Origin of the sequence: Rhodanobacter sp. DHB23, from assembly GCF_014842975.1 — a bacterium.
Lineage (GTDB): Bacteria > Pseudomonadota > Gammaproteobacteria > Xanthomonadales > Rhodanobacteraceae > Rhodanobacter_A.
Genome location: NZ_JACYXK010000023.1, coordinates 169,604 through 193,878, shown reverse-complemented (window position 1 = coordinate 193,878; position 24,275 = coordinate 169,604). Strand labels below are relative to the sequence as shown.

23 protein-coding genes are annotated in these 24,275 nt (G+C 70.4%); 11 read left to right on the top strand and 12 right to left on the bottom strand.

The annotated features are described in order from the left end of the window. Positions 1–35 precede the first annotated feature (35 nt). Both IHE47_RS06190 and pdxH read right to left on the bottom strand, forming a co-directional pair. The gene (locus IHE47_RS06190; protein WP_192104996.1) at positions 36–842 is read right to left on the bottom strand and encodes an ABC transporter substrate-binding protein; all 807 of its coding nucleotides are present in this window, start codon (positions 840–842) and stop codon (positions 36–38) included. Between the two features lie 8 nt (positions 843–850). Beyond that, the gene (pdxH, locus tag IHE47_RS06185; RefSeq protein WP_255523484.1) at positions 851–1,438 is read right to left on the bottom strand and encodes a pyridoxamine 5'-phosphate oxidase; all 588 of its coding nucleotides are present in this window, start codon (positions 1,436–1,438) and stop codon (positions 851–853) included. 135 nt (positions 1,439–1,573) lie between these two features. On the opposite strand from pdxH, the gene IHE47_RS06180 reads away from it, so the two are divergent. Beyond that, on the top strand, positions 1,574–2,413 hold the full coding sequence (locus IHE47_RS06180) for a kinase (RefSeq protein ID WP_192104995.1): 840 nt from the start codon (positions 1,574–1,576) through the stop codon (positions 2,411–2,413). 128 nt (positions 2,414–2,541) lie between these two features. Here the strand turns inward: IHE47_RS06180 and IHE47_RS06175 are convergent, their stop codons facing one another. Beyond that, positions 2,542–2,886, bottom strand: coding sequence for a YbjQ family protein (locus IHE47_RS06175; protein WP_192104994.1), 345 nt, complete (start codon positions 2,884–2,886; stop codon positions 2,542–2,544). Between the two features lie 26 nt (positions 2,887–2,912). After that, a complete protein-coding gene (locus IHE47_RS06170) occupies positions 2,913–3,746 on the bottom strand; it encodes an NAD-dependent epimerase/dehydratase family protein (protein ID WP_192104993.1) in 834 nt (277 codons plus the stop codon). 27 nt (positions 3,747–3,773) lie between these two features. Between IHE47_RS06170 and IHE47_RS06165 the strand changes: the two genes are divergently transcribed. From IHE47_RS06165 to hemE, 4 genes are all read left to right on the top strand, one after another. Then, positions 3,774–4,313, top strand: coding sequence for a shikimate kinase (locus IHE47_RS06165; RefSeq protein WP_192104992.1), 540 nt, complete (start codon positions 3,774–3,776; stop codon positions 4,311–4,313). After that, positions 4,310–5,410 carry a 3-dehydroquinate synthase gene (gene aroB / locus IHE47_RS06160; RefSeq protein ID WP_192104991.1) on the top strand — a complete coding sequence of 367 codons (1,101 nt, stop codon included), beginning with the start codon at positions 4,310–4,312 and terminating at the stop codon, positions 5,408–5,410. Before IHE47_RS06165 ends, aroB begins: the two co-directional genes overlap by 4 nt. 112 nt (positions 5,411–5,522) lie before the next feature. Beyond that, positions 5,523–5,783, top strand: coding sequence for a WGR domain-containing protein (locus IHE47_RS06155; RefSeq protein WP_192104990.1), 261 nt, complete (start codon positions 5,523–5,525; stop codon positions 5,781–5,783). A gap of 4 nt (positions 5,784–5,787) precedes the next feature. After that, the gene (gene hemE, locus IHE47_RS06150) at positions 5,788–6,858 is read left to right on the top strand and encodes a uroporphyrinogen decarboxylase (protein WP_192104989.1); all 1,071 of its coding nucleotides are present in this window, start codon (positions 5,788–5,790) and stop codon (positions 6,856–6,858) included. Positions 6,859–7,027: 169 nt separating this feature from the next. On the opposite strand, the gene IHE47_RS06145 is transcribed toward hemE, so the two are convergent. From IHE47_RS06145 to IHE47_RS06135, 3 genes are all read right to left on the bottom strand, one after another. Continuing rightward, positions 7,028–7,396 (bottom strand): hypothetical protein, encoded by a 369-nt coding sequence (locus IHE47_RS06145; protein ID WP_192104988.1) that lies wholly within the window; start codon positions 7,394–7,396, stop codon positions 7,028–7,030. Positions 7,397–7,544: 148 nt separating this feature from the next. Then, positions 7,545–8,708, bottom strand: coding sequence for an acyltransferase (locus IHE47_RS06140; RefSeq protein WP_192104987.1), 1,164 nt, complete (start codon positions 8,706–8,708; stop codon positions 7,545–7,547). Positions 8,709–8,780: 72 nt separating this feature from the next. Beyond that, positions 8,781–9,677 (bottom strand): LysR family transcriptional regulator, encoded by an 897-nt coding sequence (locus tag IHE47_RS06135; RefSeq protein WP_343227442.1) that lies wholly within the window; start codon positions 9,675–9,677, stop codon positions 8,781–8,783. Positions 9,678–9,783: 106 nt separating this feature from the next. Here IHE47_RS06135 and IHE47_RS06130 point away from each other — a divergent pair, with 106 nt between their 5' ends. Together IHE47_RS06130 and IHE47_RS06125 are read left to right on the top strand one after the other, a co-directional pair. Then, a complete protein-coding gene (locus IHE47_RS06130; RefSeq protein WP_192104985.1) occupies positions 9,784–10,245 on the top strand; it encodes a nuclear transport factor 2 family protein in 462 nt (153 codons plus the stop codon). Next, on the top strand, positions 10,242–11,474 hold the full coding sequence (locus tag IHE47_RS06125) for an MFS transporter (protein ID WP_192104984.1): 1,233 nt from the start codon (positions 10,242–10,244) through the stop codon (positions 11,472–11,474). The genes IHE47_RS06130 and IHE47_RS06125 overlap by 4 nt, the downstream gene beginning before the upstream one ends. Positions 11,475–11,480: 6 nt before the next feature. Here the strand turns inward: IHE47_RS06125 and def are convergent, their stop codons facing one another. Further along, positions 11,481–12,017 carry a peptide deformylase gene (def, locus tag IHE47_RS06120; RefSeq protein WP_192104983.1) on the bottom strand — a complete coding sequence of 179 codons (537 nt, stop codon included), beginning with the start codon at positions 12,015–12,017 and terminating at the stop codon, positions 11,481–11,483. Between the two features lie 182 nt (positions 12,018–12,199). Here def and IHE47_RS06115 point away from each other — a divergent pair, with 182 nt between their 5' ends. From IHE47_RS06115 to IHE47_RS06100, 4 genes are all read left to right on the top strand, one after another. Then, entirely contained in the window at positions 12,200–14,272 is a 2,073-nt protein-coding gene (locus tag IHE47_RS06115) for a carbon starvation CstA family protein (RefSeq protein ID WP_192104982.1), read from the top strand. Positions 14,273–14,276: 4 nt separating this feature from the next. Further along, positions 14,277–14,477: a YbdD/YjiX family protein gene (locus IHE47_RS06110; protein ID WP_225561656.1), complete on the top strand. Its 201-nt coding sequence runs from the start codon at positions 14,277–14,279 to the stop codon at positions 14,475–14,477. Between the two features lie 174 nt (positions 14,478–14,651). Further along, positions 14,652–16,793: an EAL domain-containing protein gene (locus IHE47_RS06105; RefSeq protein ID WP_192104981.1), complete on the top strand. Its 2,142-nt coding sequence runs from the start codon at positions 14,652–14,654 to the stop codon at positions 16,791–16,793. A gap of 10 nt (positions 16,794–16,803) precedes the next feature. Next, positions 16,804–17,346, top strand: a complete 543-nt coding sequence (locus IHE47_RS06100; protein WP_192104980.1) for a DUF2127 domain-containing protein — start codon at positions 16,804–16,806, stop codon at positions 17,344–17,346. Here IHE47_RS06100 and IHE47_RS06095 read toward each other — a convergent pair. The 4 genes from IHE47_RS06095 to IHE47_RS06080 all read right to left on the bottom strand — a co-directional run bounded on the left by IHE47_RS06095 (position 17,334) and on the right by IHE47_RS06080 (position 24,256). After that, positions 17,334–18,230: a DMT family transporter gene (locus IHE47_RS06095; protein ID WP_192104979.1), complete on the bottom strand. Its 897-nt coding sequence runs from the start codon at positions 18,228–18,230 to the stop codon at positions 17,334–17,336. The two genes, IHE47_RS06100 and IHE47_RS06095, sit on opposite strands and share 13 nt — an antisense overlap. Before the next feature lie 54 nt (positions 18,231–18,284). Then, the gene (locus IHE47_RS06090; protein ID WP_192105047.1) at positions 18,285–19,157 is read right to left on the bottom strand and encodes a glycosyltransferase family 2 protein; all 873 of its coding nucleotides are present in this window, start codon (positions 19,155–19,157) and stop codon (positions 18,285–18,287) included. Positions 19,158–19,278: 121 nt separating this feature from the next. Further along, a complete protein-coding gene (gene purL / locus IHE47_RS06085) occupies positions 19,279–23,181 on the bottom strand; it encodes a phosphoribosylformylglycinamidine synthase (protein WP_192104978.1) in 3,903 nt (1,300 codons plus the stop codon). Positions 23,182–23,455: 274 nt separating this feature from the next. Then, entirely contained in the window at positions 23,456–24,256 is an 801-nt protein-coding gene (locus IHE47_RS06080) for a DsbC family protein (RefSeq protein ID WP_192104977.1), read from the bottom strand. Positions 24,257–24,275 lie beyond the last annotated feature (19 nt).

Here is a 24,275-nt window from a genome sequence, read left to right as displayed (position 1 = left end):
GCTCCCCGGGCCCTCGCCGGAATGACGAGCAAAGCCTAATCGCCCTGCCGCCCCGCCCACGCCACGATGACCCGATGGATCGCATCCAGCCCGTCGAACAACGCCGCCGGCCCCGGCTGCAGGATGATCGGCGACTTGATCTCGTGCAGCTCGCCGTCGCGCACCGCGGGGATCGCGTCCCAGCCCGGCCGCGCCGCCACCTTCTCCGGCCGGAAGCGCTTGCCGCACCACGAGCCGAGGATGATGTCCGGCGCGCGGCGCGCCACTTCGTCGCCGTTGGCGAGAATGCGCTGCTTCGCCAGCGGCTCGCGCGCCAGCTCGGGGAAGCAGTCCTCGCCGCCGGCGATCTGCACCAGCTCGGCCACCCAGCGGATGCCGGTGATGATGGGGTCGTCCCATTCCTCGAAATACACCTTGGGTCGGCGTGGCAGCCGCGCGGCGGCGACGCGGATGGCGGCGATGTGCTGCTCCGCGCGCTGCGCATAAACCTCGGCCTTCCCGTGCGCGCCGACCATCGCGCCCAGCCGGCGGATGTAGGCGAGGATGCCGTCCACGCTGCGGTGGTTGCTGATCCACACCTCGACGCCGGCCTTCACCAGCTCGCGCGCGATGTCGGCCTGGATGTCGGAGAAGCCGATCGCCAGGTCCGGTTCGAGCTTCAGGATCTCGCCGATCTTCGCGCTGGTGAACGCCGAGACCTTGGGCTTTTCCATGCGCGCCCGCGGCGGGCGCACGGTGAAGCCGGAGATGCCGACGATGCGCTGCTCCTCGCCGAGCGCGTACAACACCTCGGTGGGCTCCTCGGTGAGGCAGACGATGCGCCGGGGGAACGGATCGCTCACGCCGGATCTCAGGGATACAGCAGGCGGTGCGTCCAGGTCTGCCCGTGCCGGCTCCAGCGCACGCGGTCGTGCAGGCGGAACTCGGCGCCGTACCAGAACTCGACCATGTCCGGCTCGACCAGGAAGCCGCCCCAGTGCGGCGGGCGCGGCACCTCGCGACCCTCGAACTCGTGCTCGTAGCGCGCCACACGCTCGTCGAAGCTGTGCCGGTCGGGCAGGGTCTGCGACTGCAGCGAGGCCCAGGCGCCGATCTGGCTGCCGCGGGGACGGGTGGCGAAGTAGGCGTCGGATTCCTCCGCCTGCAGCTTGCGCGCCGCGCCCTCCACGCGCACCTGCACGCCGTGGCGCAGCTGCTTCCAGTGGAAGCACAACGCCACCTGCGGGTGCGCCGCCAGCTGGCCGCCCTTGTCGCTGTCGTAGTTGGTGTGGAAGCGGAAGCCCCGCTCGTCCACCCCCTTGAGCAGCACGATGCGCGAGGTCACCCGGCCGTCGGCCCCCACGCTGGCCAGGTTCATCGCGGTGGGCTCGGGGTCGCCGGAGGCCTTGGCCTCGTCCAGCAACTGCCGGAAAGTCTGCAGAATCTCGGGGGTCAGCATGGCTTTGAAACTTTTCCTTGAATCGTGGCGCGACCGCGCCATCATGACGCGGATGAAGCCGGATTATCTTAACGCAATCCCCCTCTCCGCCCTTGCCCGCGGCAGGCTGCGCCCACCCCTGGCGGAAGCCTGCCGATGACGGCCGCCAAGCCGCATCCGCCCGCCCCGAACGCCTCGCTGGCCGGCCACCTGCTGGACCAGTACGCCGGGCGCATCGCCCGCTCGCGCCGGCCCTACATCATCGGCCTATCCGGCCTGCAGGGCAGCGGCAAGAGCACGCTGGCGCGCGAGATGAAGGCGCAGGCCGAGGCGCGCGGCTGGGCCACCGAGGTGCTGTCGCTGGACGACTTCTACTACTCGCGCGCCGACCGCGAGCTGATGGCGCACCAGGTCCACCCGCTGCTGCGCACCCGCGGCGTGCCGGGCACGCACGAGGTCGAGCTGCTGCTCTCGGTGCTGGCCGCGCTGCCGCAGGCCTCGGAGAAGCTGCCGGTGGCGTGGCCGCGCTTCGACAAGGGGCGCGACACGCGCGTGCCGCCCTCGCGCTGGCCCCGCGTGACGCGTCCGCCGAAGCTGGTGATCGTGGAGGGCTGGGCGCTGGGCATCCGGCCGCAGCTGCAGGCCGCGCTGGAGACACCCGTGAACCGGCTGGAGCGCGAGGAGGATCCCGACGGCAGCTGGCGCCATTGGGTCAACAAGCAGTTGCGTGGCTATCAGCCGCTGTGGCGCAAGTTCGACGCGCTGATCGTGCTGCAGGCGCCCGGCTGGGACGTGGTGCGCCGCTGGCGCGGCGAGACCGAGGAAGAGCTGCTGGCACGGCACGCGCCGCTGGCGATGGACGCGGCCAGCATGGCGCGCTTCCTGCAGCACTTCGAACGGCTCAGCCGCCACGCGCTGGCCACCCTGCCCGCGCTCGCGGACAGCGTTGTGGAATACGACGACGATCGGCATATGACTGGACTCACGCACGCATAGATCGCCGTACCAGACCGGGCTCACGCACGCCCGGTCCGTTGCAGGAGCGCACCCTGTGCGCGATGGCTCTTGTTCCGATCAAGCATCAGAGCCATCGCGCACAGGGTGCGCTCCTGCATGCAGACAACTTACGCCGGCTCCACCTGCACCGCCGTGCCGTAGGACAGCACCTCGGTGACGCCCTCGGCCACGTCGTTGGCGTCGTAGCGCATCGCGACCACCGCGTTTGCGCCCATCGCACCGGCATGTTGCAGCATCAGCTCGAAGGCCTCCTCGCGCGCCTTCTCGCAGAGTTCCGTGTAGATCGTGATGTTGCCACCCACCAGGGTCTGCAGCGCCGCGCCGATATTGCCCACCACGCTGCGCGAACGCACCGTGATGCCGCGCACGATGCCCAGCGTGCGCGTGACGCGATAGCCGTGCAGGTCGTTGCCGGTGGTGACCATGCCGTGCGGGATCGGGAGGCTTGCCATGACGCGGACTCCGGTGGTGAGGGAGCTCAAGTATCCGGCAAGGCCGCGTAGCCGTCGCGTGCATCGGGCCATCGCGGTACCCAGCCGCCGGCGCGCAGGCGTGCATTGCGCAGCCGCTTGCTGCCCACGCCGACGGGCGCCGCCCCCTCGCGCGGCGGCGGTACGTCGAGCCTGCGGGCGATGAAGTCGCACAGCTCGTCCAGCGGCAGCGGCGTGTCGTCCACGCCCAGATACAGCGGCAACGGCGCAGGCAGGCACAGCAGGTGCACGATGGCCGACGCCGCGTCGTCGACGTGGATGCGGTTGGCCCAATGCGGCACCGCGCGCGGCACGCGCTGCACGCCGGCACGCAGACGTTCGGGCAACTGCGTGCGCCCGGGCCCGTACAGGCCGGCGAGGCGCAGCACGGTGGACGGCACGGCCTGCGTGGCCAGCCACTGCTCCGCTTCCAGCAGCAACGCGCCGTTGAAGCCCAGGGGCGCGGGCGGCGTGTCCTCGTCCACCCAGTCGCCACCGTGCTCGCCGTACACCGCGCTGGAGGACACCAGCAGCACCTGCTTCAAGGCACGCGCATCCAGCGCTTCCAGCAGATGGCGCAGGCCATCCACGAACAGCGCGCGGTACGCCGCCTTGTCGCGCGCACCGGGCGCGGGCAGGTAGACCACGCGGTTGATGCCCGCGGGCAAGCCACTCAAGGTGTGCGGCTGCGTGAGATCGGCTTCCAGCCAGCGCAGACCGGACACGGTTTCATGCGGCGAGCTGCGGCGCAGCGCCCATGCCTCGTCGCCTTGCGCCAGCAGGCGCGCAGCGACCCGCAAGCCCAGATCGCCGCAGCCGGCGAGCAATACCCGTTCAGCCATCCAAACACCTGCTGCTAAAGTGGCGAGATGAATCCGTCGCGCAACCTGTTCCTGATTGGCCCGACCGGCGCCGGCAAGACTTCGCTCGGCCGCCGCCTCGCCGCGCATTATGGCCTGCGTTTCATCGATCTCGACCGCGAGATCGAGCGCCGTACCGGCACGACCGTGAACATGGTGTTCGAGGTCGAGGGCGAGGCGGGTTTCCGCCAGCGCGAGGGCGCGCTGCTGGACGAATTCAGCGCGTGCGACGGCGTGCTGCTCGCCACCGGCGCCGGCGCGGTACTGGCCGCGCACAACCGCGCACGGCTGGCCGAATCCGGCTACGTGCTGTGGCTGCAGACCACCATCGACCAGCAACTGGAACGCCTGGAGCACGACACCCGGCGCCCGCTGCTGGCCGGCGCGGATCGCCGCACGCGGCTGGAGGCGATGGCCGCGATCCGCGATCCGCTGTACCGCGAAACCGCCGACCTCGCCCTGCCCGCCATCCACGGCATCGCCGCGATCAGCGCGCAGGCCATCGCCTTGATCGACCGACACTGGCAACGCCAGACACTCAGCGCATGAACCAGCACAACCCCATCACCCTCGACGTCACCCTCGGCGACCGAAGCTACCCGGTATGGATCGGCCGCGGCCTGCTCGGCGATGCCACGCGCTGGCGCGAACGCCTGCGCGGCCGCCACGTGCTGGTGGTCAGCAACACCACGGTGGCGCCGCTTTACCTGGATCGCGTGGCGCGCGGCCTCGACGGCTTGAAATTGGCCAGCTTCCTGATCGGCGACGGCGAAGCGCACAAGAGCTTCGCCAACGTGGAGCGCGCACTGGTCGCGCTGGCCGAACTCGGCGCCACCCGCGACGCCTGCGTGATCGCGCTGGGCGGCGGTGTGGTGGGCGACCTCGCCGGCTTCAGCGCCGCCTGCTGGATGCGCGGCATCGACTTCATCCAGATGCCCACCACCCTGCTGGCGATGGTGGATTCCTCGGTGGGCGGCAAGACCGGCGTCAACCTGCCGGCCGGCAAGAACCTGGTCGGCGCCTTCCACCAGCCGCGCGCCGTGGTGGCCGACATCGATACGCTGGCCACCCTGCCCGTGCGCGAATACCGCGCCGGCCTCGCCGAAGTCATCAAGGGCGCGGCGATCGGCGACGAGTCGTTCTTCGCCTGGCTGGAAGCGCACGCCGGCGCGCTGGCCGCGCGCGGCGACGATGCAGTGGTCGAGGCCATCGCACGCAAGCTGCGCTACAAGGCCGGCGTGGTGGCGCGCGACGAAACCGAGCAGGGCGAACGCGCCCTGCTCAACCTCGGCCACACCTTCGGCCACGCGCTGGAGACCGCAGGCCACTACACCACCCTGCTGCATGGCGAAGGCGTGGCGATCGGCATGCTGCTCGCCGCGCGCCTGTCGGAACGGCTGGGCATGGGCGACGCCGCCGACACCGCGCGCCTGCAACGCCTGCTGGAAACCGTGGGCCTGCCCGTGGCGATCCCGCCCGGCATGGATGCGCAGCAACTGCTGGCGCTGATGCGGCTGGACAAGAAGAACACCGCCGGCACGCTGCGGCTGATCCTGTGGCGTGGCATCGGCAAGGCGGAGATCGTGGGGGGCGTGGATGAAAACGACGTGCTGGCCGTGCTGCGCGAGGCCATCGCATCGCCGTAGCAGCGACTTCAACCGCGATCACGTAGCGCGAATCGCGGCTGAAGTCGCTCCTACAAAGCGCAAGCGCGTCCTATAAACTCTGCGCTCCGGCTCACGCCCAACGCCCAGCCCCATGCGCCTCTACCTGCAAAACCTGCCCGGCAGCGCCGAGCCGCCACGCTATGTCCAGATCGTGCTGGAGCAGGACCTGCTCGGCGGCTGGACGCTGTACCGCGAGACGGGCCAGCAAGGCGGCAAGGCCACGCTCAAGCGCGAGCAGTTCCTGGAGCGCGACGAAGCCATCGCCGCGTTCGAGAAGGCGCGCGACGCCCAGCTCAAGCGCGGCTTCCGCCTGATGTTCAGCCAGGGCCTCGACGGCCCCTACGGCCGCTGACCCGATGGACGCACCGCTGAAGAACGACCGCTTCCTGCGCGCGCTGCGCCGCGAACCCGTCGACACCACGCCGGTCTGGGTGATGCGCCAGGCCGGCCGCTACCTGCCCGAGTACCGCGCCACGCGCGAACGCGCCGGCAGCTTCATGGGCCTGGCGCAAAACCCGGAGTTCGCCTGCGAGGTGACGCTGCAGCCGCTGGCACGCTTCGACCTCGACGCCGCGATCCTGTTCTCCGACATCCTCACCGTTCCCGATGCGATGGGCCTGGGCCTCAGCTTCGCGCAGGGCGAAGGCCCGCAGTTCGCGCGCCCGCTGCGCAACGCCGCCGACATCGCGCGGCTGGCCGTACCCGACATGGACGGCGAGCTGCGCTACGTGATGGACGCGGTGCGGCTGATCCGCAGGGAACTGGCCGGCCGCGTGCCGTTGATCGGCTTCGCCGGCAGCCCGTGGACGCTGGCTTGCTACATGGTCGAAGGCGGCGGCTCGCGCGACTTCGCCACGCTGAAGGCGATGTGCTGGAACGAACCCGCGCTGGCCCACCGGCTGCTAGCCGTGCTCGCCCGCAGCGTGGCCGCCTACCTCTCGGCGCAGGCCGCGGCCGGCGCGCAGGCGCTGATGGTCTTCGACACCTGGGGCGGCCTGCTCGGCCCCGCGCCGTTCCGCGAGTTCTCGCTGCGCTACATGGCGCAGATCGTCGCCGAGCTGAAGAGCGACGCACATGCGCGCGACCTGCCGGTGATCCTGTTCTCCAAGGGCGCCGGCGCGCATCTCGTCGCGATGGCCGACTCCGGCTGCGCCGCGCTGGGCGTGGACTGGACGGTCGACCTCGCCGACGCCCGCCGCGCGGTGGCCGGCAAGGTGGCGCTGCAGGGCAACCTCGATCCCGCGATCCTGCGCGCCGGCCCCGGGGTGATCCGCCGCGAGGCGCGCGCGGTGCTCGACAGCTACGGCAACCATCCCGGCCACGTGTTCAACCTCGGCCACGGCATCACGCCGGAAGTCGACCCGGAGCATGTCCGCGTGCTGGTGGACGAGGTGCATGCCTACGGCCGGACGTTGCGCGGCGGCTGAGGCTTTGCGCCAGGCTATCGCCCTGGCCACGCTTCCCGCACGGCCACGATCATTCCATGCAGAAACCCGCGCCCGTCAACGGCGCGGGGCCTGGCATGGACACGCTCCGATCGCACCGGCTCGGCCGCACATCTCTGCCACGCATGGCGCACCGGCGACACGACGCGCCTCAGCGCGTGTGCACCCAGTGCACGTAGACGCCGTTGGCCCGGTCCTCGTCGCGAAAACCTTCGCGGCCGTCCATCACGATGCCCCAGGTCGAACTCGGCGCGCCGGCGCGGATGCGGTCCACCCGCACGTGTTCACCCTTGGGGATGGCGAAGCGCGTCTCCACCACCAGCACGGCATCGCGCTCGTAGACCAGGGTGGCGGGCCGGCCGCTGCCGGCGCCCCACCCCACGTGCAGTTCGCACGCCGTGGGCGTGTACACGCCGCGCTTGTCCAGGCTCCAACCTTCGGTCTTGCTGAGCAGCGACTGGAGCTCCGGGTGGTCCCAGTCCACGGTGTGGCCGGATGGCGGTTTGCTTCGATGACTCATTCCGGAGGAAATTCCTGGCCTGACATTGGCACCCAAAATGTCCACCACGCGCATGCGCGCGCACTTCGACTGGCGAACACGAAGGTATCGACCGCAAGGTTAAATTCCTGAGAGGCCGACGCGGGTCCGCCCGCGGAAGCAAGTCGCGTCAGCGAACCGCGGCGGCATCGATGGCGCCCGGCAGCCGCGTCCGCAACCAGCGTTCGCACGGCGCCGAGAACCAGCGCTCCACCATCGCACCCAGCAGCCAGCACGACGCCAGCGCCGGCAGGTACCACAACCACCCGTGCGCCGGATCGCCATCCAGCGCGTGGTACGCGCGGATCACGGCGAACACCACGAACATGTGGGTAAGGTAGATCTCGTAGCTCATGCGGCCCCACGAGCGCAGCCAGCCGAAGCCACGCAGCGGCGATGCGCCGCCTTCTCCGGCACGCCACTGGCAGCACAGCAGCAGGCACAGCGTGGAGCATGTGAGCAGCAGCATGTAGCCGTCGCGCAGCCAGTGCCACATCGCCCCGCCATCGAGCAGCACCGCCCCCAGCCCCAGCGCCCCCAGCCAGCCCAGCAGCAGCACGGTGCGCCGCGGCGGACGGCAGGCAGTGGCCAGCAATGCGCCGAGCACGCCGGTGGCGATCGCCGCCATGCCCGGCACGTAGGCCTTCTCCAGCCAGATCTCGTTGCCGTGCAAGGCGGCGCGCGCCCACGGCAGCGACAACGCGAGCAGCGCCAGCGGCGGCACCAGCAGCGCGCGACGCCGCAGCAGCAGGCAGGCCAGCGGGAAGCCGAGGTAGAACGCTTCCTCGATGGACAGCGACCACAGCACGTCCCACGAACCCGGCAGGTAGCCGGTGCGCCCTTCGTACCAGTTGAGATGCAGGCCCAGCGCCGACAGCAGCGCGCGTGGCAACGACTGGCCGGCGCGATGGATCACGTAGTCCTGCACGCCGAGCAGGTGCAGCACGCTCAGCACCGCGAGCAAGGCCAGCAGGCACGGCATGATGCGCGCGAAACGCCGTGCGTAGAACGCAGGCGCGTCGATCGCCGCGAGGCTGCCCCAGCGGCGCAGCGCGTTGCCCGCGATCAGGAAGCCGGAGATCACGAAGAACACGTACACGGCTTCGTAACCGTTCCAGTTCAGCCGGTTCAGCAGCCACGCCGGCAGCACGTCGGCCAGTGCGCTCTTCTCCAGCGGGATGCGGATGCCGAGGTGGTTGAACAGCACCAGCACGATGGCCAGTCCGCGCAGCAGGTCGATGCCGGGATTGCGGGATGCCGCCTTCGTCGTGGTGGAACGAACCGTGTCGCGCATGCATCCTGCCCCGTCGTGTCGAGCCGCGATGGTGGCGGTACGCACGCCGGCAGGCAAGACAGCGACGCGGCCTCAGCCCGGCGGTTCGGTGGTCCAGCGCGCCGCCGCGAAATCGATGAAGGCGCGGGTGCGTGCGGGCAGCTGGCGGCCCGACGGCCACACGATGTGCAGCGGCAGGCCGGGGAGCTGCCAGTCGTCCAGTACGGTTTCCAGCCGCCCCTGGTCGAGCAGCGGACGCACCTGCCATGCCGCCGCCACCGCGATGCCCAGGCCCGCCGCTGCCGCCGCGTTGCAGGCGGCGGCGTTGTCCGCGCGGAAACGGCCGCGCACTTCCACCGGCTGGCGGCGGTTGCCGCGGGCGTAGTCCCAGCGCTGCTTCGCGCCATCGCTCTGCCGCACGATGCATTCGTGCCGGACCAGTTCGGCCGGCTTGCGCGGACGGCCATGCCGCGCGAAGTAGCCAGGCGCGCCCACGGTGAGCATGCGCAGGGTGCCGAGCTGGCGCGCGTGCAGCCGGCTGGGTGCCAGCTCGCCCAGCCGCACGGCGGCGTCCAGCTTTTCGCGCTGCAGGTCGACATGCCGGTCGGCCACCACCAGTTCCACGGTCACGCCGGGATAGCGCTCCATGAAGGCCGCGATCAGCGGCACCAGGTAGGGCGCACTGAACTGGGTCGATCCGCCGATGCGCAGCGCACCGTCGATGCGCGCGCCATGCTCGGCCAGCTCGGAACGGGCCAGGTCGATGTCGGCCAATGCGGTGCGGATGCGCCCATGGAAGGCCAGCCCCGCCGCCGTGGGCTGCGCGCGGCGCGTGGTGCGCTGGACCAGTTCCACGCCCAGTTCGCGCTCCAGCGCCTGCAGCGAACGGCTCACCGCCTGCAGCGAGCGATGCAGCTGGCGCGCGGCCGCGGTGAGGTTGCCCTGCTCCACGATGGCGACGAAGACGCGATAGTCGTCCAGGCTGGCCACGGCATTCTCCCGATTATCGTGATAGTCCATCCATGGTAGCGACTATTCTCCCGAACGGCTGGCAGGCGAAGAATGACTTCCGTCCCTTCCCCACCGGAGACACGCCATGTCCGCACAGCTCCCCGCCGCCATCGACGGCAACGAGACGAACCTCGATCCGGCTTCGCCACTGGCCGCCCTCAGCGCGTTCTACCGCGCCTTCAACGGCCGCGACATCGAAGCGATGGCGCGCAACTGGCATGACGGCGCCGATGTGGCGATGAGCAACCCGCTGGGCGGCATCGCGCGCGGCTGGCCAGCGATCCGCGCGGTGTACCGGCGCATCTTCGAGGGCCGCGCACGCGTGCAGGTGGCATTCCACGACTACACCCTGCACGAGGCCGGCGACATGTTCTATGCGGTGGGCCGCGAGCGCGGCACGCTGGAACGCGACGGCCTCCGGCTGGCACCGGCGATCCGCACCAGCCGCCTGTTCCGCCGCATCGACGGCGCCTGGCGGCAGGTGCATCACCATGGCTCGTTCGACGACGCCAACCTGCTCGCCGCCTACCAGGAGGCCGTGCGATGAATACGGCGGCGACCACCGCCGAACCGGCCGCGCAAGCTCCGGTGCTGCTGTTCGCGGTAGCCACCGGCGTGATCGTGCAGAGCCTGTACGTGGCGCAGCCGCTGGTGGGCGTGATCGCCCATTCGCTGGGCCTGCCCGCCGCGGTGGTGAGCCTGGTCGCCACGCTGGCCCTGCTCGGCTACGCGCTCGGCCTGTTCCTGCTGGTGCCGCTGTGCGACCTGGTGGAGAACCGCCGGCTGGTGCTGGCGACGCTCGCGATCAATGCGGTGGCCCTGCTGGTCGCGGCGCTGCCGGTATCGGCGCCGGTCTTCCTCGCCGCCAGCCTGCTGGTGGGCTTCAGCGCCACGGTGATCCAGATGCTGATCCCGCTGGCGGCCGCAATGACGGCGGAAGCGCAGCGCGGCCGCGTGATCGGCAACATCACCAGCGGCATGATGCTAGGCATCATGCTGGCGCGCCCGCTGAGCAGCGTAGTGGCCGGCTATCTGGGCTGGCACGCCAGCTACGCCGTGCTGGCGGCCTCCATCGTGGTGGTGCTGCTCGCGCTGACGCGCTCGATGCCCCGCCTGCCGCCGCGGCAGCACATGGCGTATCCGGCCCTGCTGTCTTCGCTGGCCGCGCTGTGGCGCGCCGAGCCGCTGCTGCGCGAACGCGCGCTGTCGGTGGCGTCGTGCTTCGGCGCGTTCAGCGCTTTCTGGGGCATGGTGGCGCTGCGCCTTGCGGCAACACCATTCGGGCTGCACGCGAACGGCATCGCGCTGTTCGCGCTGGCCGGCGTGAGCGGGGCGATCAGTGCGCCGTTGGCCGGGCGGCTCGGCGACGCCGGCAAGGCGCGCGTCGCCACGCTCGCGGCGCACGCCTGCGTGGTGCTGGCGACGCTGCTTGCGTGGCTGGGTGGAAACGCACGGCTGCTCGCGTCGCCGACGCTGGCGCTGGCGATCCTGGTGGCCGCGGCGATCCTGCTCGACGCAGGCACCATCGGCGACCTCACGCTGGGCCGGCGCGAGATCAACCTGCTGCGGCCGGAGGCGCGCGGACGCATCAACGGCCTGTACACCGGCGTGTTCTTCATGGGTGGTGCGGCCGGCTCGGCGCTGGCCGGCCTCGCCTGGGCCCGTGCGGGCTGGGATGGCACCTGCCTGGCTGCATTGGGCTTCGGCCTGGCGGCCCTGGTCAGCGGCCTGCGCCGTCGCGCGCCATCGCCGCGAATTGCCGTCTGCGCGTCGTGAGCACAGCTATTCGTCCGCCGGATCCATGCCCGGGAAAAGCACCTCGGTGTAGCCGAATTTGGAAAAGTCGGTGATCCGGGACGGGTACAGCCGACCGATAAGATGGTCACATTCGTGCTGCACCACGCGAGCGTGGAAGCCTTCGGCGCGACGGTCGATGGGAGCGCCATTTGGGTCGATGCCCTGGTAGCGGATCAGGCTGTAGCGGTTCACCGCGCCACGCAGGCCGGGCACGGAGAGGCAGCCCTCCCAGCCCTCCTCCATGTCCTGCGACAGCGGCGTGATGACCGGATTGAGCAGGATGGTCTGCGGCACGGCGGGCGCATCGGGATAGCGTTCGGAATGCTCGAAGCCGAAGATCACCAGTTGCAGGTCCACGCCGATCTGCGGCGCGGCCAAGCCCACGCCGCCGGCCTCATGCATGGTGTCGAACATGTCGGCGATCAGGGCTTCCAGTTCGGCGCTGCCGACCATCCCGTCGGGCACCTGCGGCGCCACGCGCAGCAGGCGCGGGTCGCCCATCTTCAGGATCTCGCGGATCATCGCAGCCTCGACCGGGGAACAGGCTGCCCACTCTAGTGGAGCGAAGATGACGCTGGCGTGCCGGCGCATGAATACGCCGCGGCCGGCCGCAACCCGGGGCATTCGACCAAAGGCTAAACCGCATGGCATTGACCCCCGCCACGCCCGGCGGGACCCTTGCAGGGACTTTCGGGAGAGCAACCATGCACAGCGCAACCGTCAAACCCAGCCCGGCGGCGAAGATCCTCTGGGTCGCCATCGCCATCGTGGGCGCCTGGTGCCTCGGCGTGGTGGCGCTGCGCCGCGGCGAACCGATCAACGCGATCTGGCTGGTCGCCGCCTCGCTGTGCGTGTTCCTGATCGGCTACCGCTTCTACGGCAAGTTCATCGAGCACAGCGTGCTGCGCCTGGATCCCACGCGCGCGCCGCCGTCGGTGCTGCGCAACGACGGCCTCGACTACGTGCCCACCGACAAGTGGGTGGTGTTCGGCCACCACTTCGCCGCCATCGCGGGCGCCGGCCCGCTGGTGGGCCCGGTGCTGGCGGCGCAGATGGGCTACCTGCCCGGCACGATGTGGATACTGTTCGGCGTGGTGTTCGCCGGCGCGGTGCAGGATTTCATGATCCTGGGCCTGTCGCTGCGCAGGGATGGCCGCTCGCTGGGCCACATGCTGCGCGAGGAGCTGGGTCCGGTGCCCGGCCTCGTGGCGATGATCGGCGTGCTGGTGCTGATGATGATCGTGCTGGCGGTGCTGGCGCTGGTGGTGGTGAAGGCGCTCACGCACAGCCCGTGGGGTACGTTCACGGTGGCGGCGACGATCCCGATCGCGCTGCTGATGGGCGCCTACCTGCGCTGGCTGCGGCCGGGGCGCATCCTCGAGGTGTCGGTCATCGGCCTCGCGCTGCTGCTGCTGTCGATCTGGGCCGGCCGCTTCGTGGCGGGCTCGGACACGCTGGGGCCGATCTTCGACCTCGACGCCAAGGCGCTGGCCTGGTGGCTGATCGGCTATGGCTTCTGCGCCTCGGTGCTGCCGGTGTGGCTGCTGCTGGCGCCACGCGACTATCTTTCCACCTTCCTCAAGATCGGCACCATCGCGCTGCTGGCGCTGGCGATCTTCCTCGCCGCGCCGATGCTGCAGATGCCGGCGGTGACCCGGTTCATCGACGGCACCGGCCCGGTGTTCCAGGGCAACCTGTTCCCGTTCCTGTTCATCACCATCGCCTGCGGCGCGGTGTCGGGCTGGCATTCCATCATCGCCTCCGGCACCACACCCAAGCTGCTGGCGAACGAAGGCCAGGCGCGCCTGGTCGGCTACGGCGGCATGCTGTGCGAGGCCTTCGTGGCGATCATGGCCCTGGTGGCGGCGGTGTCCTTGCATCCGGGCGTGTATTTCGCGATGAATGCGCCGGGCGCGCTGATCGGTACCACGGCCGAACACGCGGCGCAGGTGATCAGCCAATGGGGCTTCGTGGTGACGCCTGATGCGCTGGTGCAGACCGCCAAGGACGTCGGCGAGCAGAGCATCCTCAGCCGCGCTGGCGGCGCGCCCACGCTGGCAGTGGGCATGGCGCAGCTGCTGCACAACATCATCCCCGGCGAGGGCATGATGGCGTTCTGGTACCACTACGCGATCCTGTTCGAGGCGCTGTTCATCCTCACCACGGTGGATGCCGGCACGCGCGTGGGCCGCTTCATGATCCAGGAGATCGCCGGCCTCATCCACAAGCCGCTGCAGGCCTCCGAATCGTGGGCCGGCAACCTGCTCGCCACCGCGATCTGCGTGGGGCTGTGGGGTTATTTCCTCTACCAGGGTGCGGTCGATCCGCTCGGCGGCATCAACACGCTGTGGCCGCTGTTCGGCATCGCCAACCAGATGCTCGCCGCGATCGCGCTGATGCTGGCCACCGTGGTGGTGGTGAAGCTGAAGCGCGAGCGCTACGTGTGGGTGCCGGGCATCCCGGCGATCTGGCTGATCACCTGCACGCTGGCGGCGGGCTACGAGAAGCTGGTCGGGCCGATCAGCTTCACCGCGGCCGCCGACAAGTACGCCGCCGCGCTGGCGGGCGGCCAGATGCTGGCGCCGGCCAAGACCGCGGCGGCGATGCAGCAGATCGTCACCAACAACCGCGTGGACATGGCGATGACCGCGATCTTCATGGCGCTGGTGGTGGCGATGACGCTGTTCTGCCTCAACGCGCTGGCCAGGGCCTGGCGCACCAACCATCCCACCGCGCACGAGGAACCCTACGTGGCGCTGGCGGCCACGCAGCACTGACGCCATGGGCATCCACGCGCGACTGCGGGCCACTTGGAAACGGGCGGTGCAAACCGCCCGCCTGTGCTGCGGCGTGCCCGACTACGACGCCTACGTGAGGCACCTGCGCGAACACCACCCCGAACGCACGGTGCCCAGCTACGCCGAGTTCTTCCGCGAGCGGCAGGAGGCGCGCTACAAGGGCGGCGGCGGGCGCTGCTGTTGAGAGCCCGTTCACGGTCCCGGGCGTTCCGCGCCACGGGATCGCGGGCAGGCCCTACAAAGCCGCCGGCAGGCTCTAGAATGCAAGGCTCCCGTGGCCCCGGCCTGGCAATCAGGCAGGGTCACGCGTTTCCGGACGGACGCCAGCGGCGGTTGCGCCAGCGTCCAGGTGCAGTGCATGCCAGCAGCAACGAGCTTCGCCAATTTCGGGTACTTCGCCACCGCGCTGATCGCGACGGCCGCGGTGGCAGTGGCTGCAGGCATCCAATTCCTGCTGGTCGGCTGGCGCCGCGGCGGCGACCGCACGTCCCAGGCCTTCGCCGTGCTCTGCCTGTGCGTGGCGACGCTCGCGTTCGGCCGCGCGGGCGTCTACTCGGCGCAGACCCTGCCCCATGCCATGCTCGCGCTGCGCGTCCTGGCCGGCGCCGTGCTGCTCGCGCTGCCGGCGCTGATGTTCTTCGTCGCCGGCTACACGAACCGGCCGATGCCGCGACGCCTGGCCGTGGCCGTGCTGCTGCTGACGCTGGGCATGTCCGTGCTCAACCTGTTCGAACCGGGCACCGTGATGTACGCCTCGGTGCAGGCTGCGGCGCCCCTGCAACTGCCCTGGGGCGAAACCCTCTACGCCATCGACGGCACGCGCTCGGCATCCGGGCGGGTGTTCTACTGGCTCTGCTACGCAGCCTTCGCGTGGACGTTCTACCGCGCGCTCCGCCAATGCGCAGCGCATGACCAGCGCCTGCGCGGCGCCATGCTGCTGGCCTGCCTGCTGGTGCAGTTCCTCGCCCTGCTGTGGAGCACCGTCGTGATCGACGCGATGGGGCGCCCCTACCCTGCCACCGACGCCTTCGCCTTCCTGTCCTTCGTGCTGCTGATGGGCCTGTGGCTGGTCGGCCAGATGCGCACGCACACGGCGCAGCTCGAACGCACCGCCGCGCAGTTGCGCGCGGAAGCCGCGACCCGCCACCAGGCCGAGCAAAGCCTGCGCCATGCCGCCTGGCACGACGCGCTGACCGGCCTGCCCAACCGCCTGCATGCACTGGACAGGTTGTGCGGCCTGCTCGACGACGCCGAGCGCAGCGGCCTGCACGGCAGCGTGCTGCTGGTCGACCTGGACCACTTCAAGACCATCAACGAATCGCTGGGCCACCGCTTCGGCGACCTGCTGCTGCAGGCCGTCGCCGAACGCCTGTCCGACGCGGTGCCCGATGCCATCGCCGTGGCACGGCTGGGCGGCGACGAATTCCTGGTGCTGCTGTGCCCCACCTCCGCCGATGCCGCCACCGCCGCGCGGCGCGGCACGGCCATGGCCGCGCACGTGCTTGCCCACCTGGCCAAGCCGCTGGTGGTCGAGCGCCGCCCGCAGGCCATCGGCGCCAGCATCGGCGTGGCGAGCTTCCCCGACGCCGGCGTCGGCGCCGCCGACATCGTGCGCCGCGCCGACATCGCCCTGCATCGCGCCAAGGCCGCCGGGCGCCATGCGGCGCGGCTGTTCGAGCCGCAGATGCAGGCCGAGGCGGATGTCCGGCTGGAGCTGGAGCGCGGCTTGCGCCTCGCCCTGCAACGCGACGAGCTGACGTTGCACTTCCAGCCGCAGGTGGATGCCGCCGGCCGGCTTGCCGGCGCCGAGGCCCTGCTGCGCTGGCGCAACCCGGCCCAGGGCATGCTGCTGCCCGGCGGCTTCATCCACATCGCCGAGGAAACCGGGCTGATCCATGCCCTGGGCCTGTGGGTGGTCGATGCCGCCTGCAGCCAGTTGCGCGAGTGGCACCGGCAAGGCCTCGCCGCCGGCATCCACCTTTCGATCAACGTCAGCCCCTGGCAGATCACCCAGCCGCAGTTCGCGGACGACCTCGCCGCGCACGTGCGTGCCGCCGGCATCGAGCCCGCCGCGCTGACCCTGGAATTGACCGAGAGCGCCCTGCTGGGCGATTTCGATGCAGCCCGGCAGACGCTGCAGCAGCTGTCCGATGCCGGTTTCCGGCTGTCGCTGGACGACTTCGGCACCGGCTATTCGTCGCTCGCCAGCCTGCAGCAGTTGCCGCTGGACGAGCTGAAGATCGACCGCTCCTTCGTCCTCGCGCTGCAACCCGGCAGCGCCAACCCCCTGGCCGGCTTCATCGTCGACATCGGCAAGCGGCTGGGCATGACCACCGTGGCCGAGGGCGTGGAAACCGCCGAGCAACAGACCACGCTGGCCGCGCTGGGCTGCAACCTCATGCAGGGCCATTTCATCGGCATGCCCATGCCCGCGGAAGAATTCCAGCACTGGCTGGCCGCACGCCACGCTACCGACGCCGTGCCCGTGGGCGCGCCCTGACCTATACGCCATGCCCCAGACCCAAGCCGCCCTCGCCAACCCCTCCCACCATCGCACCGGCCTGCGCGTGATCGCGGTCTACGAAATCATCAAGACCACCTGCCTCGTGCTGGTGGCCGTCGCCGCCTTCCACCTCGAGCACCAGCAGAACTTCGACCGGCTGGTGTACTGGCTGGGACACCTGACCCTCACCGACAGCAACGAATTGCGCTGGCGGCTGGTGGACGCATTGCAGGACTTCGGCCCCAACCGCTTCGTGGCGGTGGGGCTGGTGGCGCTGGTCTACGCCGTACTGTTCGGCATCGAGGGCGTGGGCCTGTTGATGGGCAAGTACTGGGCGGAGTGGTTCACCGTGATCGCCACGGCTTCGCTGATACCGCTGGAACTCTACGAAACCGTGCGCCACTTCGGCTGGGTGAAATTCGCCACGCTGGTCGGCAACGTGGTGATCGTGGTGTATCTGGTGCGCGTGGCGTTGCACACGCGGGAGCTGCGCAAAGTGTCGCCGGCGCCGGGCAGGCCACTCGAGCCCGTCCGCCCTCACACCTCGTGATGCGCCGCCTCCGCCCCCAGCGCCGCTGACCGGCGCGGCATCAGCTCCACCAGGTACATCGCCCCCAGCACCAGCGCACCGCCGGCCAGCATGCGCCAGGTGAGCGCATCGCTGCCCAGGGCCACGGCGAAGGCCGCGGCGAACACCGGTTCGGTGGTCATCACGATGGCGGCGCGGGTAGCGGGAAGATGGGCCTGCGCCCAGGTCTGCACCAGGATCGCGCCGGCACCGGCGACCAGGCCCATGTAGAGCACGGCCAGCCATGCGGCGCGGTCAGGCGGCAGCATGGGCCCGCCGTGCGGCCACGTCGCAAGCAGGCAGACCAGCGCGATGGCGACCATCTGCAGCGCCGTCAGGCCGAAGGCTACGTCCGGGCGCGACCATTGCCCCAGCAGCACGATGTGCAGCGCATACAGCACGGCCGAGGCCAGCGTGAGCCAGACTCCCGCATCCACCGACACGCCGTTGAGCGAGAGCAGGGCGAGCCCCGCCGTGGCCAGCCCCACCGCGAACCACACCACGCCGGCCATGCGCTGGCCGAGCAGCAGCGTCGCGAGGATGGGCGTGAACACCACGTACATGCCGGTGGCGAAACCGCTGACGCTGGGCGAGATCAGCGCCAGGCCCCAGGTCTGCAGCAACTGGCCGCAACCGTAGATCACGCCCAGCGCGAGGCCACGCGCGACGCCCGTGCGTCCCAGGCGCCAGACATGGCGCGGGAACAACGCCAGCATCGCCAGCGCGGCGACGGCGAAGCGCACGGCGAGGAAATCCGCCACCGGCATGCGCGCCACCACGTCCTTGATGAGCACGAAGGTGGAGCCCCATACGGCGGTCATCGCCAGCAGGCCGAGCGTGGGGAGCAGGGTGGTGCGTGGGTTCATCGGGCGGGATGGCGAAAGTGGCGTGGAAGAAGATGGCAATGCGCGGGCCGCGCGCTATTTCCCCGCCACCTTCCGCGCCAGCTGGCCGGGGACCTGCACGAGGAAATGCGCCCAGATGCCCAGCCAAACCGTCGCCGCCACCAACGGGTTGCGCGCGGCGGGATCGAACTTGCGGAACCAGCGCCACATGCCGCGATGCTTGTGGCGACTCACGAACACCGGCCGGTGCCGGCTGGAGCCGCCCTTGGCGTGCGGCACGCGCACGTCGCCGGCCAGCAGCACGCGCCAGCCGGCGTCGCGCACGCGACGGCACAGGTCCAGGTCCTCGCAATGCAGGAAATAGCCTTCGTCGAAACCGCCCAACCGCTCGAACAGGCTGCGCGTCATCAACATCAGCGCGCCGGATACCGCCTCGGCCTCGACCAGGCCATCCGGCATCACGCCCTCGACTTCGACCCGCTCGCCCTTGCCGCCGGAAAGGCTGGCCAGCGCACGACGCAGCAGCGGATCGCGTCGATGCGAAGCGGGGTCGGGCTCGCCCTGCGCATCGCAGACCACGGCGCCCAGCAGGCCCACCTGCCGCTCGCTCGCGAACACGGCGAGCAGGCGGTCGAGGCTGGACTGGTCCAGCAGGCAATCGGGGTTGAGCACCAGCAGCAGCTCGCCCTTCGCCTGCGCCGCCGCACGGTTCGCCGCCGGGCCAAAGCCGAGGTTGGCATGGTTCTGGAGCAGCCGGAAACGCGGATCGTGGTCGTGCGCGCGCGCCGCCGCCTGGGGCACGCCGTCGGTCGAGGCATTGTCGATCAGCAGCAGTTCCAGCGCCGTGTCGCACGCCAGCACCCGGCGCACGCAGTCGCGCAGGCCCGGCCCGCTGTCGGCGGATACCACGATCACGCTGAGCGGCAACGGCGAGAAGGGAGAGGGCATGTTCACGGCGGAAGTATGCGGCAGGAAACGTGCAGCGGATGCGCAGGCCCGACCGCCCTGCCCACCCCCGGCATGCCTGCGCCGGCAGCCTTCGGCCGCCGGCGCTCCGGCGCGACCCCGCTCAGCCGCACCACGCCCGCGCGTTGCGGAACATGCGCATCCACGGCGAGTCCTCGCCCCACTGCTCCGGGTGCCAGCTCATCTGCACGCTGCGGAACACGCGCTCCGGGTGCGGCATCAGGATGGTCACGCGACCGTCGGCGGCGGTGAAGCCGGCCAGGCCGCCAGGCGAACCGTTGGGGTTGAGCGGGAAATGCTCGGTGGGCTTGCCGCGGTTGTCCACGAAGCGCACCGCGGCCTGCGCCTTGGACGGGCTGCACGCATTGGGGAAATGCACGCGGCCCTCGCCGTGCGCCACCGCCACCGGGATGCGCGAGCCGGCCATGCCCTTGAAGAACAGGCTGGGCGAATCCAGCAGCTCCAGCGTGGCCACGCGCGCCTCGTACTGCTCGGAGGCGTTGCGCAGGAACTTCGGCCAGTGCTGCGCGCCGGGGATGATGTCCTTGAGCTGGCTCAGCATCTGGCAGCCGTTGCACACGCCCAGCGCGAATTTCGCCGGGTCGGCGAAGAACGCGGTGAATTCCGCGCGCAGGTAGTCGTTGTACAGGATCGAGGTGGCCCAGCCGCGGCCCGCGCCCAGCACGTCGCCATAGGAGAAGCCGCCGCACGCGGCGAAGCCGCGGAAGTCGGCGAGCCGGACGCGCCCGCTGGCGAGGTCGGACATGTGCACGTCCACCGCCTCGAAGCCGGCGCGGTTGAACGCGGCCGCCATCTCCACCTGGCCGTTGACGCCCTGCTCGCGCAGGATCGCCACGCGCGGCCTGGCGCCGCCGGCGATCGCCGCGTGGACCAGCGGCGCGGCGATGTCCTCGGCCGGGTCGAACGTGAGCTTCGGGCTGATGCCCGGATCGGCGTCGTCCAGCCGCCACGCCAGCTCGGCGTCGGCGCTGGCCGGGTTGTCGCGCAACTGCTGCATCGCGTGGCTGGTCTCGTTCCAGGCGCGGTACAGCGTGCTCCAGTTCCACTTGAACAGCGTCTCGCCGCCCGAGAAGAGCTTGATGCCCAGCTTCTCCTTGGGACGGCCGATGCGGTAGCTCATGCCGGCGAGGTCGTGCTTCACCAGCAGCGCCTCGAAGGCTTCGCGGTTGGCCGCGGCCACCTGCAGCACCGCGCCCAGCTCCTCGTTGAACAGGGCGCGCAGTGCGGCGTCGGCCCAGCCGTCGAGCTGGATTTCCAGGCCGCAATGGCCAGCGAAGGCCATCTCCAGCAGGGTGACGATGGCGCCACCGTCGGAGCGGTCGTGGTAGGCCAGCAGCAGGCCGCCGCGGTTCGCTTCCTGCACCAGCTCGAACAGCGCCTTCAGGCGCCTGGCGTCGTCCAGGTCCGGCGGCACGCCGCCGCTGCGGTTGAACACCTGGGTCAGCGCGGACGCGCCGAGGCGGTCGCGGCCGGCGCCGAGGTCGAGCAGCCACAGGTCGGTGTCGCCACGGTCGAGCTTCAGCTGCGGCGTGAGCGTGCGGCGCACGTCGTCCACGCGGGCGAAGCCGGTGACCACCAGCGACACCGGCGACACCGTGCGCTGCGCGGTGTCGCCATCCTTCCACACCGTCTGCATGGACAGCGAGTCCTTGCCCACCGGGATGGAGATGTCGAGTTCGGGGCACAGCTCCATGCCCACGGCCTTCACCGCGTCGAACAGCGCGGCGTCCTCGCCGGGGTGGTTCACCGCGGCCATCCAGTTCGCCGACAGGCGGATCTCGCCCAGCGAGGCGATCGGGGCCGCGGCGAGATTGGTGATCGCCTCGCCCACCGCCAGGCGCGCGGCGTCGGCGCTGCCGAGCAGCGCCACCGGCGCGCGCTCGGCCATCGCCATCGCTTCGCCGCGGTAGCCGTTGAAGTCGGCCATCGTCACCGCGCAATCGGCCACCGGCACCTGCCACGGGCCCACCATAGGGTCGCGGTGGTTGAGGCCGCCCACGGTGCGGTCGCCGATGTGGATCAGGAAGCTCTTGCTGCCCACGGTGGGCAGGCGCAGCACGCGCAGCAGCGCCTCGTCCATGCCGATGCCGGTGAGATCGGGCACCAGGTCCACGCGCGGCTTGATGCGCTTCGCGTCGCGGTGCATGCGCGGCGCCTTGCCGAACAGCACGTCCATGGGGAGGTCGATGACGACCTCCCGGGATTCGGGATTCGGGATTCGGGATTCGGGATTCGACAGGCGGGTGACGAGCAGGCGGCGTTCCTGCGTAGCAGTACCCACCACTGCATAGGGGCAGCGCTCGCGCGCGCAGTAGGCCTCGAACTCCGGCAGGTTTTCCTGCGCGATGCCGAGCACGTAGCGCTCCTGCGACTCATTGCTCCACACCTGCATCGGCGACAGCGAGGGATCGTCGCAGGGGATCTTCGACAGGTCGATCTCGCCGCCCACGCCAGCGTCGTTGAGCAGCTCGGGAATCGCGTTGGAGAGGCCGCCCGCACCCACGTCGTGGATGCTGACGACGGGATTCCTGTCGCCGCGTGCCCAGCAGGCGTCGATCACCTGCTGGCAGCGACGCTCCATCTCGGCGTTGTCGCGCTGCACGGAGGCGAAGTCCAGCTCCGCACTCGACGCGCCCGAAGCCACCGAGGACGCCGCACCACCGCCCAGGCCGATCAGCATCGCCGGGCCGCCCAGCACGATCACCGCGTGGCCGGGCTGGATCTCGTGCTTCTGCACGTCGCCGCGGCGGATGTTGGCAAGGCCGCCGGCCAGCATGATCGGCTTGTCGTAGCCGCGGCGCAGGCCGGCTTCGCCGGTCTCGTGCTCGTAGGTGCGGAAGTAGCCGCCCAGGCAGGGACGGCCGAATTCGTTGTTGAATGCGGCGGCGCCCAGCGGGCCGTCGCGCATGATCTCGAACGCGCTGGCCATGCGCGGCGGCAGCGGACGATCCACTTCCCATGGCTGCGAATGGCCGGGGATGCGCAGGTCGGACACCGAGAAGCCGGTGAGGCCGGCCTTGGGCTTGGCACCGCGACCGGTGGCGCCCTCGTCGCGGATTTCGCCGCCCGCGCCCGTCGCGGCACCGGGCCACGGCGCGATCGCGGTGGGATGGTTGTGCGTCTCGACCTTGATCGCGTAGTCGATCTGTTCCTCGTGCGCGCGCCACACGCCGTTTCCGTCGGCGAAGAAGCGCTTGCCCGTGCTGCCCTCGATCACCGCCGCGTTGTCCTTGTAGGCGGACAGCGTGTGCGCGGGCGAGTGCTGGTGGGTGTTCTTGATCATCGCGAACAGGCTCTTGTCCTGTTCCACGCCGTCCACCGTCCAACTGGCGTTGAACACCTTGTGGCGGCAGTGCTCGGAGTTCGCCTGGGCGAACATGAAGAGCTCGGCATCGGTGGGGTCGCGGCCCAGCTCGGCGTAACGCGCGGCGAGGTAGTCGATCTCGTCCTCGGCCAGCGCCAGGCCCAGTTCGACGTTGGCCTTGGCGAGCGCGGCGCGGGCGTCGCCGCCCAGCGCGACGTACACCAGGTCGCCCGGCTGGCCGGCGAGGAACAGGCCCCGCGCCTCGTCCAGCGAACCCAGCACCGACTGCGTCATCGCATCGTGCAGCAGGGCCAGCACGGCCTCGTGGGCGGGCGTGCCCGCCGCGGGCAGGCCGGCAAGCTGCCACGCCGTGCCGCGCTCCACCCGGCGCAGGTCGAAACCGGCGCCGTGCAGGATGTCGGTGGCCTTGCTCGACCACGGCGAGATCGTGCCCAGCCGCGGCACCACCCACAGCGTGGCCGGCGCCGGCGCGGCGTCCTTCGCCTCCAGCACTTCCAGCAGGCGCTGGCGCAGCGCGCCTTCCGGCGCGACGGCGGCATCGAGGAAATACACGAACCACGCGGCCTGCACGTGCGTCCCGCGATGCAGTGCATCGAGGCGGGCGTTGAGGCGTTCGAGGCGGAAGGACGAGAGGGCGCTCTGCCCGTCGAGTGCGATCATGCGGGGAACGGTGCTGCGCTGGGGGAAGCGACGTATTCTAGCTGATGCTGCAGCACGGCATAACCGGGGGCGGGAATGCCGGCCCTCCCGCATGCGGCGGCGCGCAGACTGGAGGGGGGGGATGGCCCCGGGAACGCCTCCGCAGGGCGTCCCTAATCCATTCTGGCCGCATCATCCCCGGAACCCGCCGGAGGCAGCAGCCGACCCAGCGGCAGCCGGGCGAAACCACCTTGAAACCAGCGGGGAAGACGCCTCCGGAACGCGCGCGCCCGGCTCACTCCTTCTGCAACGCCTGCAACAGCTGCTCCGGGGTGAGATACCCGCCGATCTGACGACCGCTGGCGGTGAAGATGGCCGGAGTACCGTTGACTCCCAGCTTCACCCCCAGGTCGAACTCCTGCTGCACGGGATTGGCGCAACTGGCGGCCTTGGGTTCGCGCCCGGCGAATTCGCCATCGAGCGCGGCCTTGGGATCGGCGGCGCACCACGCCGAGACCATGGCCTTGTAGGTCTCCGTGGGCCGCCCGGCCCCGTCGACGACGCCCGAACGCGGCCACGCCAGGTAATCCACCGCCACGCCCGCCTTGTTCAGCTCGGCCATGTGTTCGTGCAGCACCCGGCAATACGGGCAGGTGACGTCGGTGAACACAGTGATGCGGTACTTCGGATTGGCCGGCGCGTAGGAGAGGCGCGCAGCCGCCGGCAGCTTGTCCAGCTCGGCCTTGCGGAACGCCGCCCAGGCGGCATCGTTGAGGCTCTTCTTCGCGCCGAGGTCGACCAGGTCGCCGTTCAGCAGGTACTTGCCGTCCGCGCTGATGTAAACCAGCTGGCCCGACGCGATCACCTGATAGAAGCCCGGCAGCGGCGCGCGGTTCACCACGTCCACCTGCACGCCCGACGCCAGCTTCGCCAGCGCCTGCTGCACCACCTGCAGGTCGGACGCATCGACACCGCTGCCCAGGGCCGGCGTGGCGGCGTGCGCCGGCGGCACGGAAACGGCGGCGGAGTTGTCGGCCGCGCAGGCAGTCAGGGCGAATCCGCTGACGCACGCGGCCAGCAACAGCTTCTTCAGCATCTTGCACCTCGATGGCCGC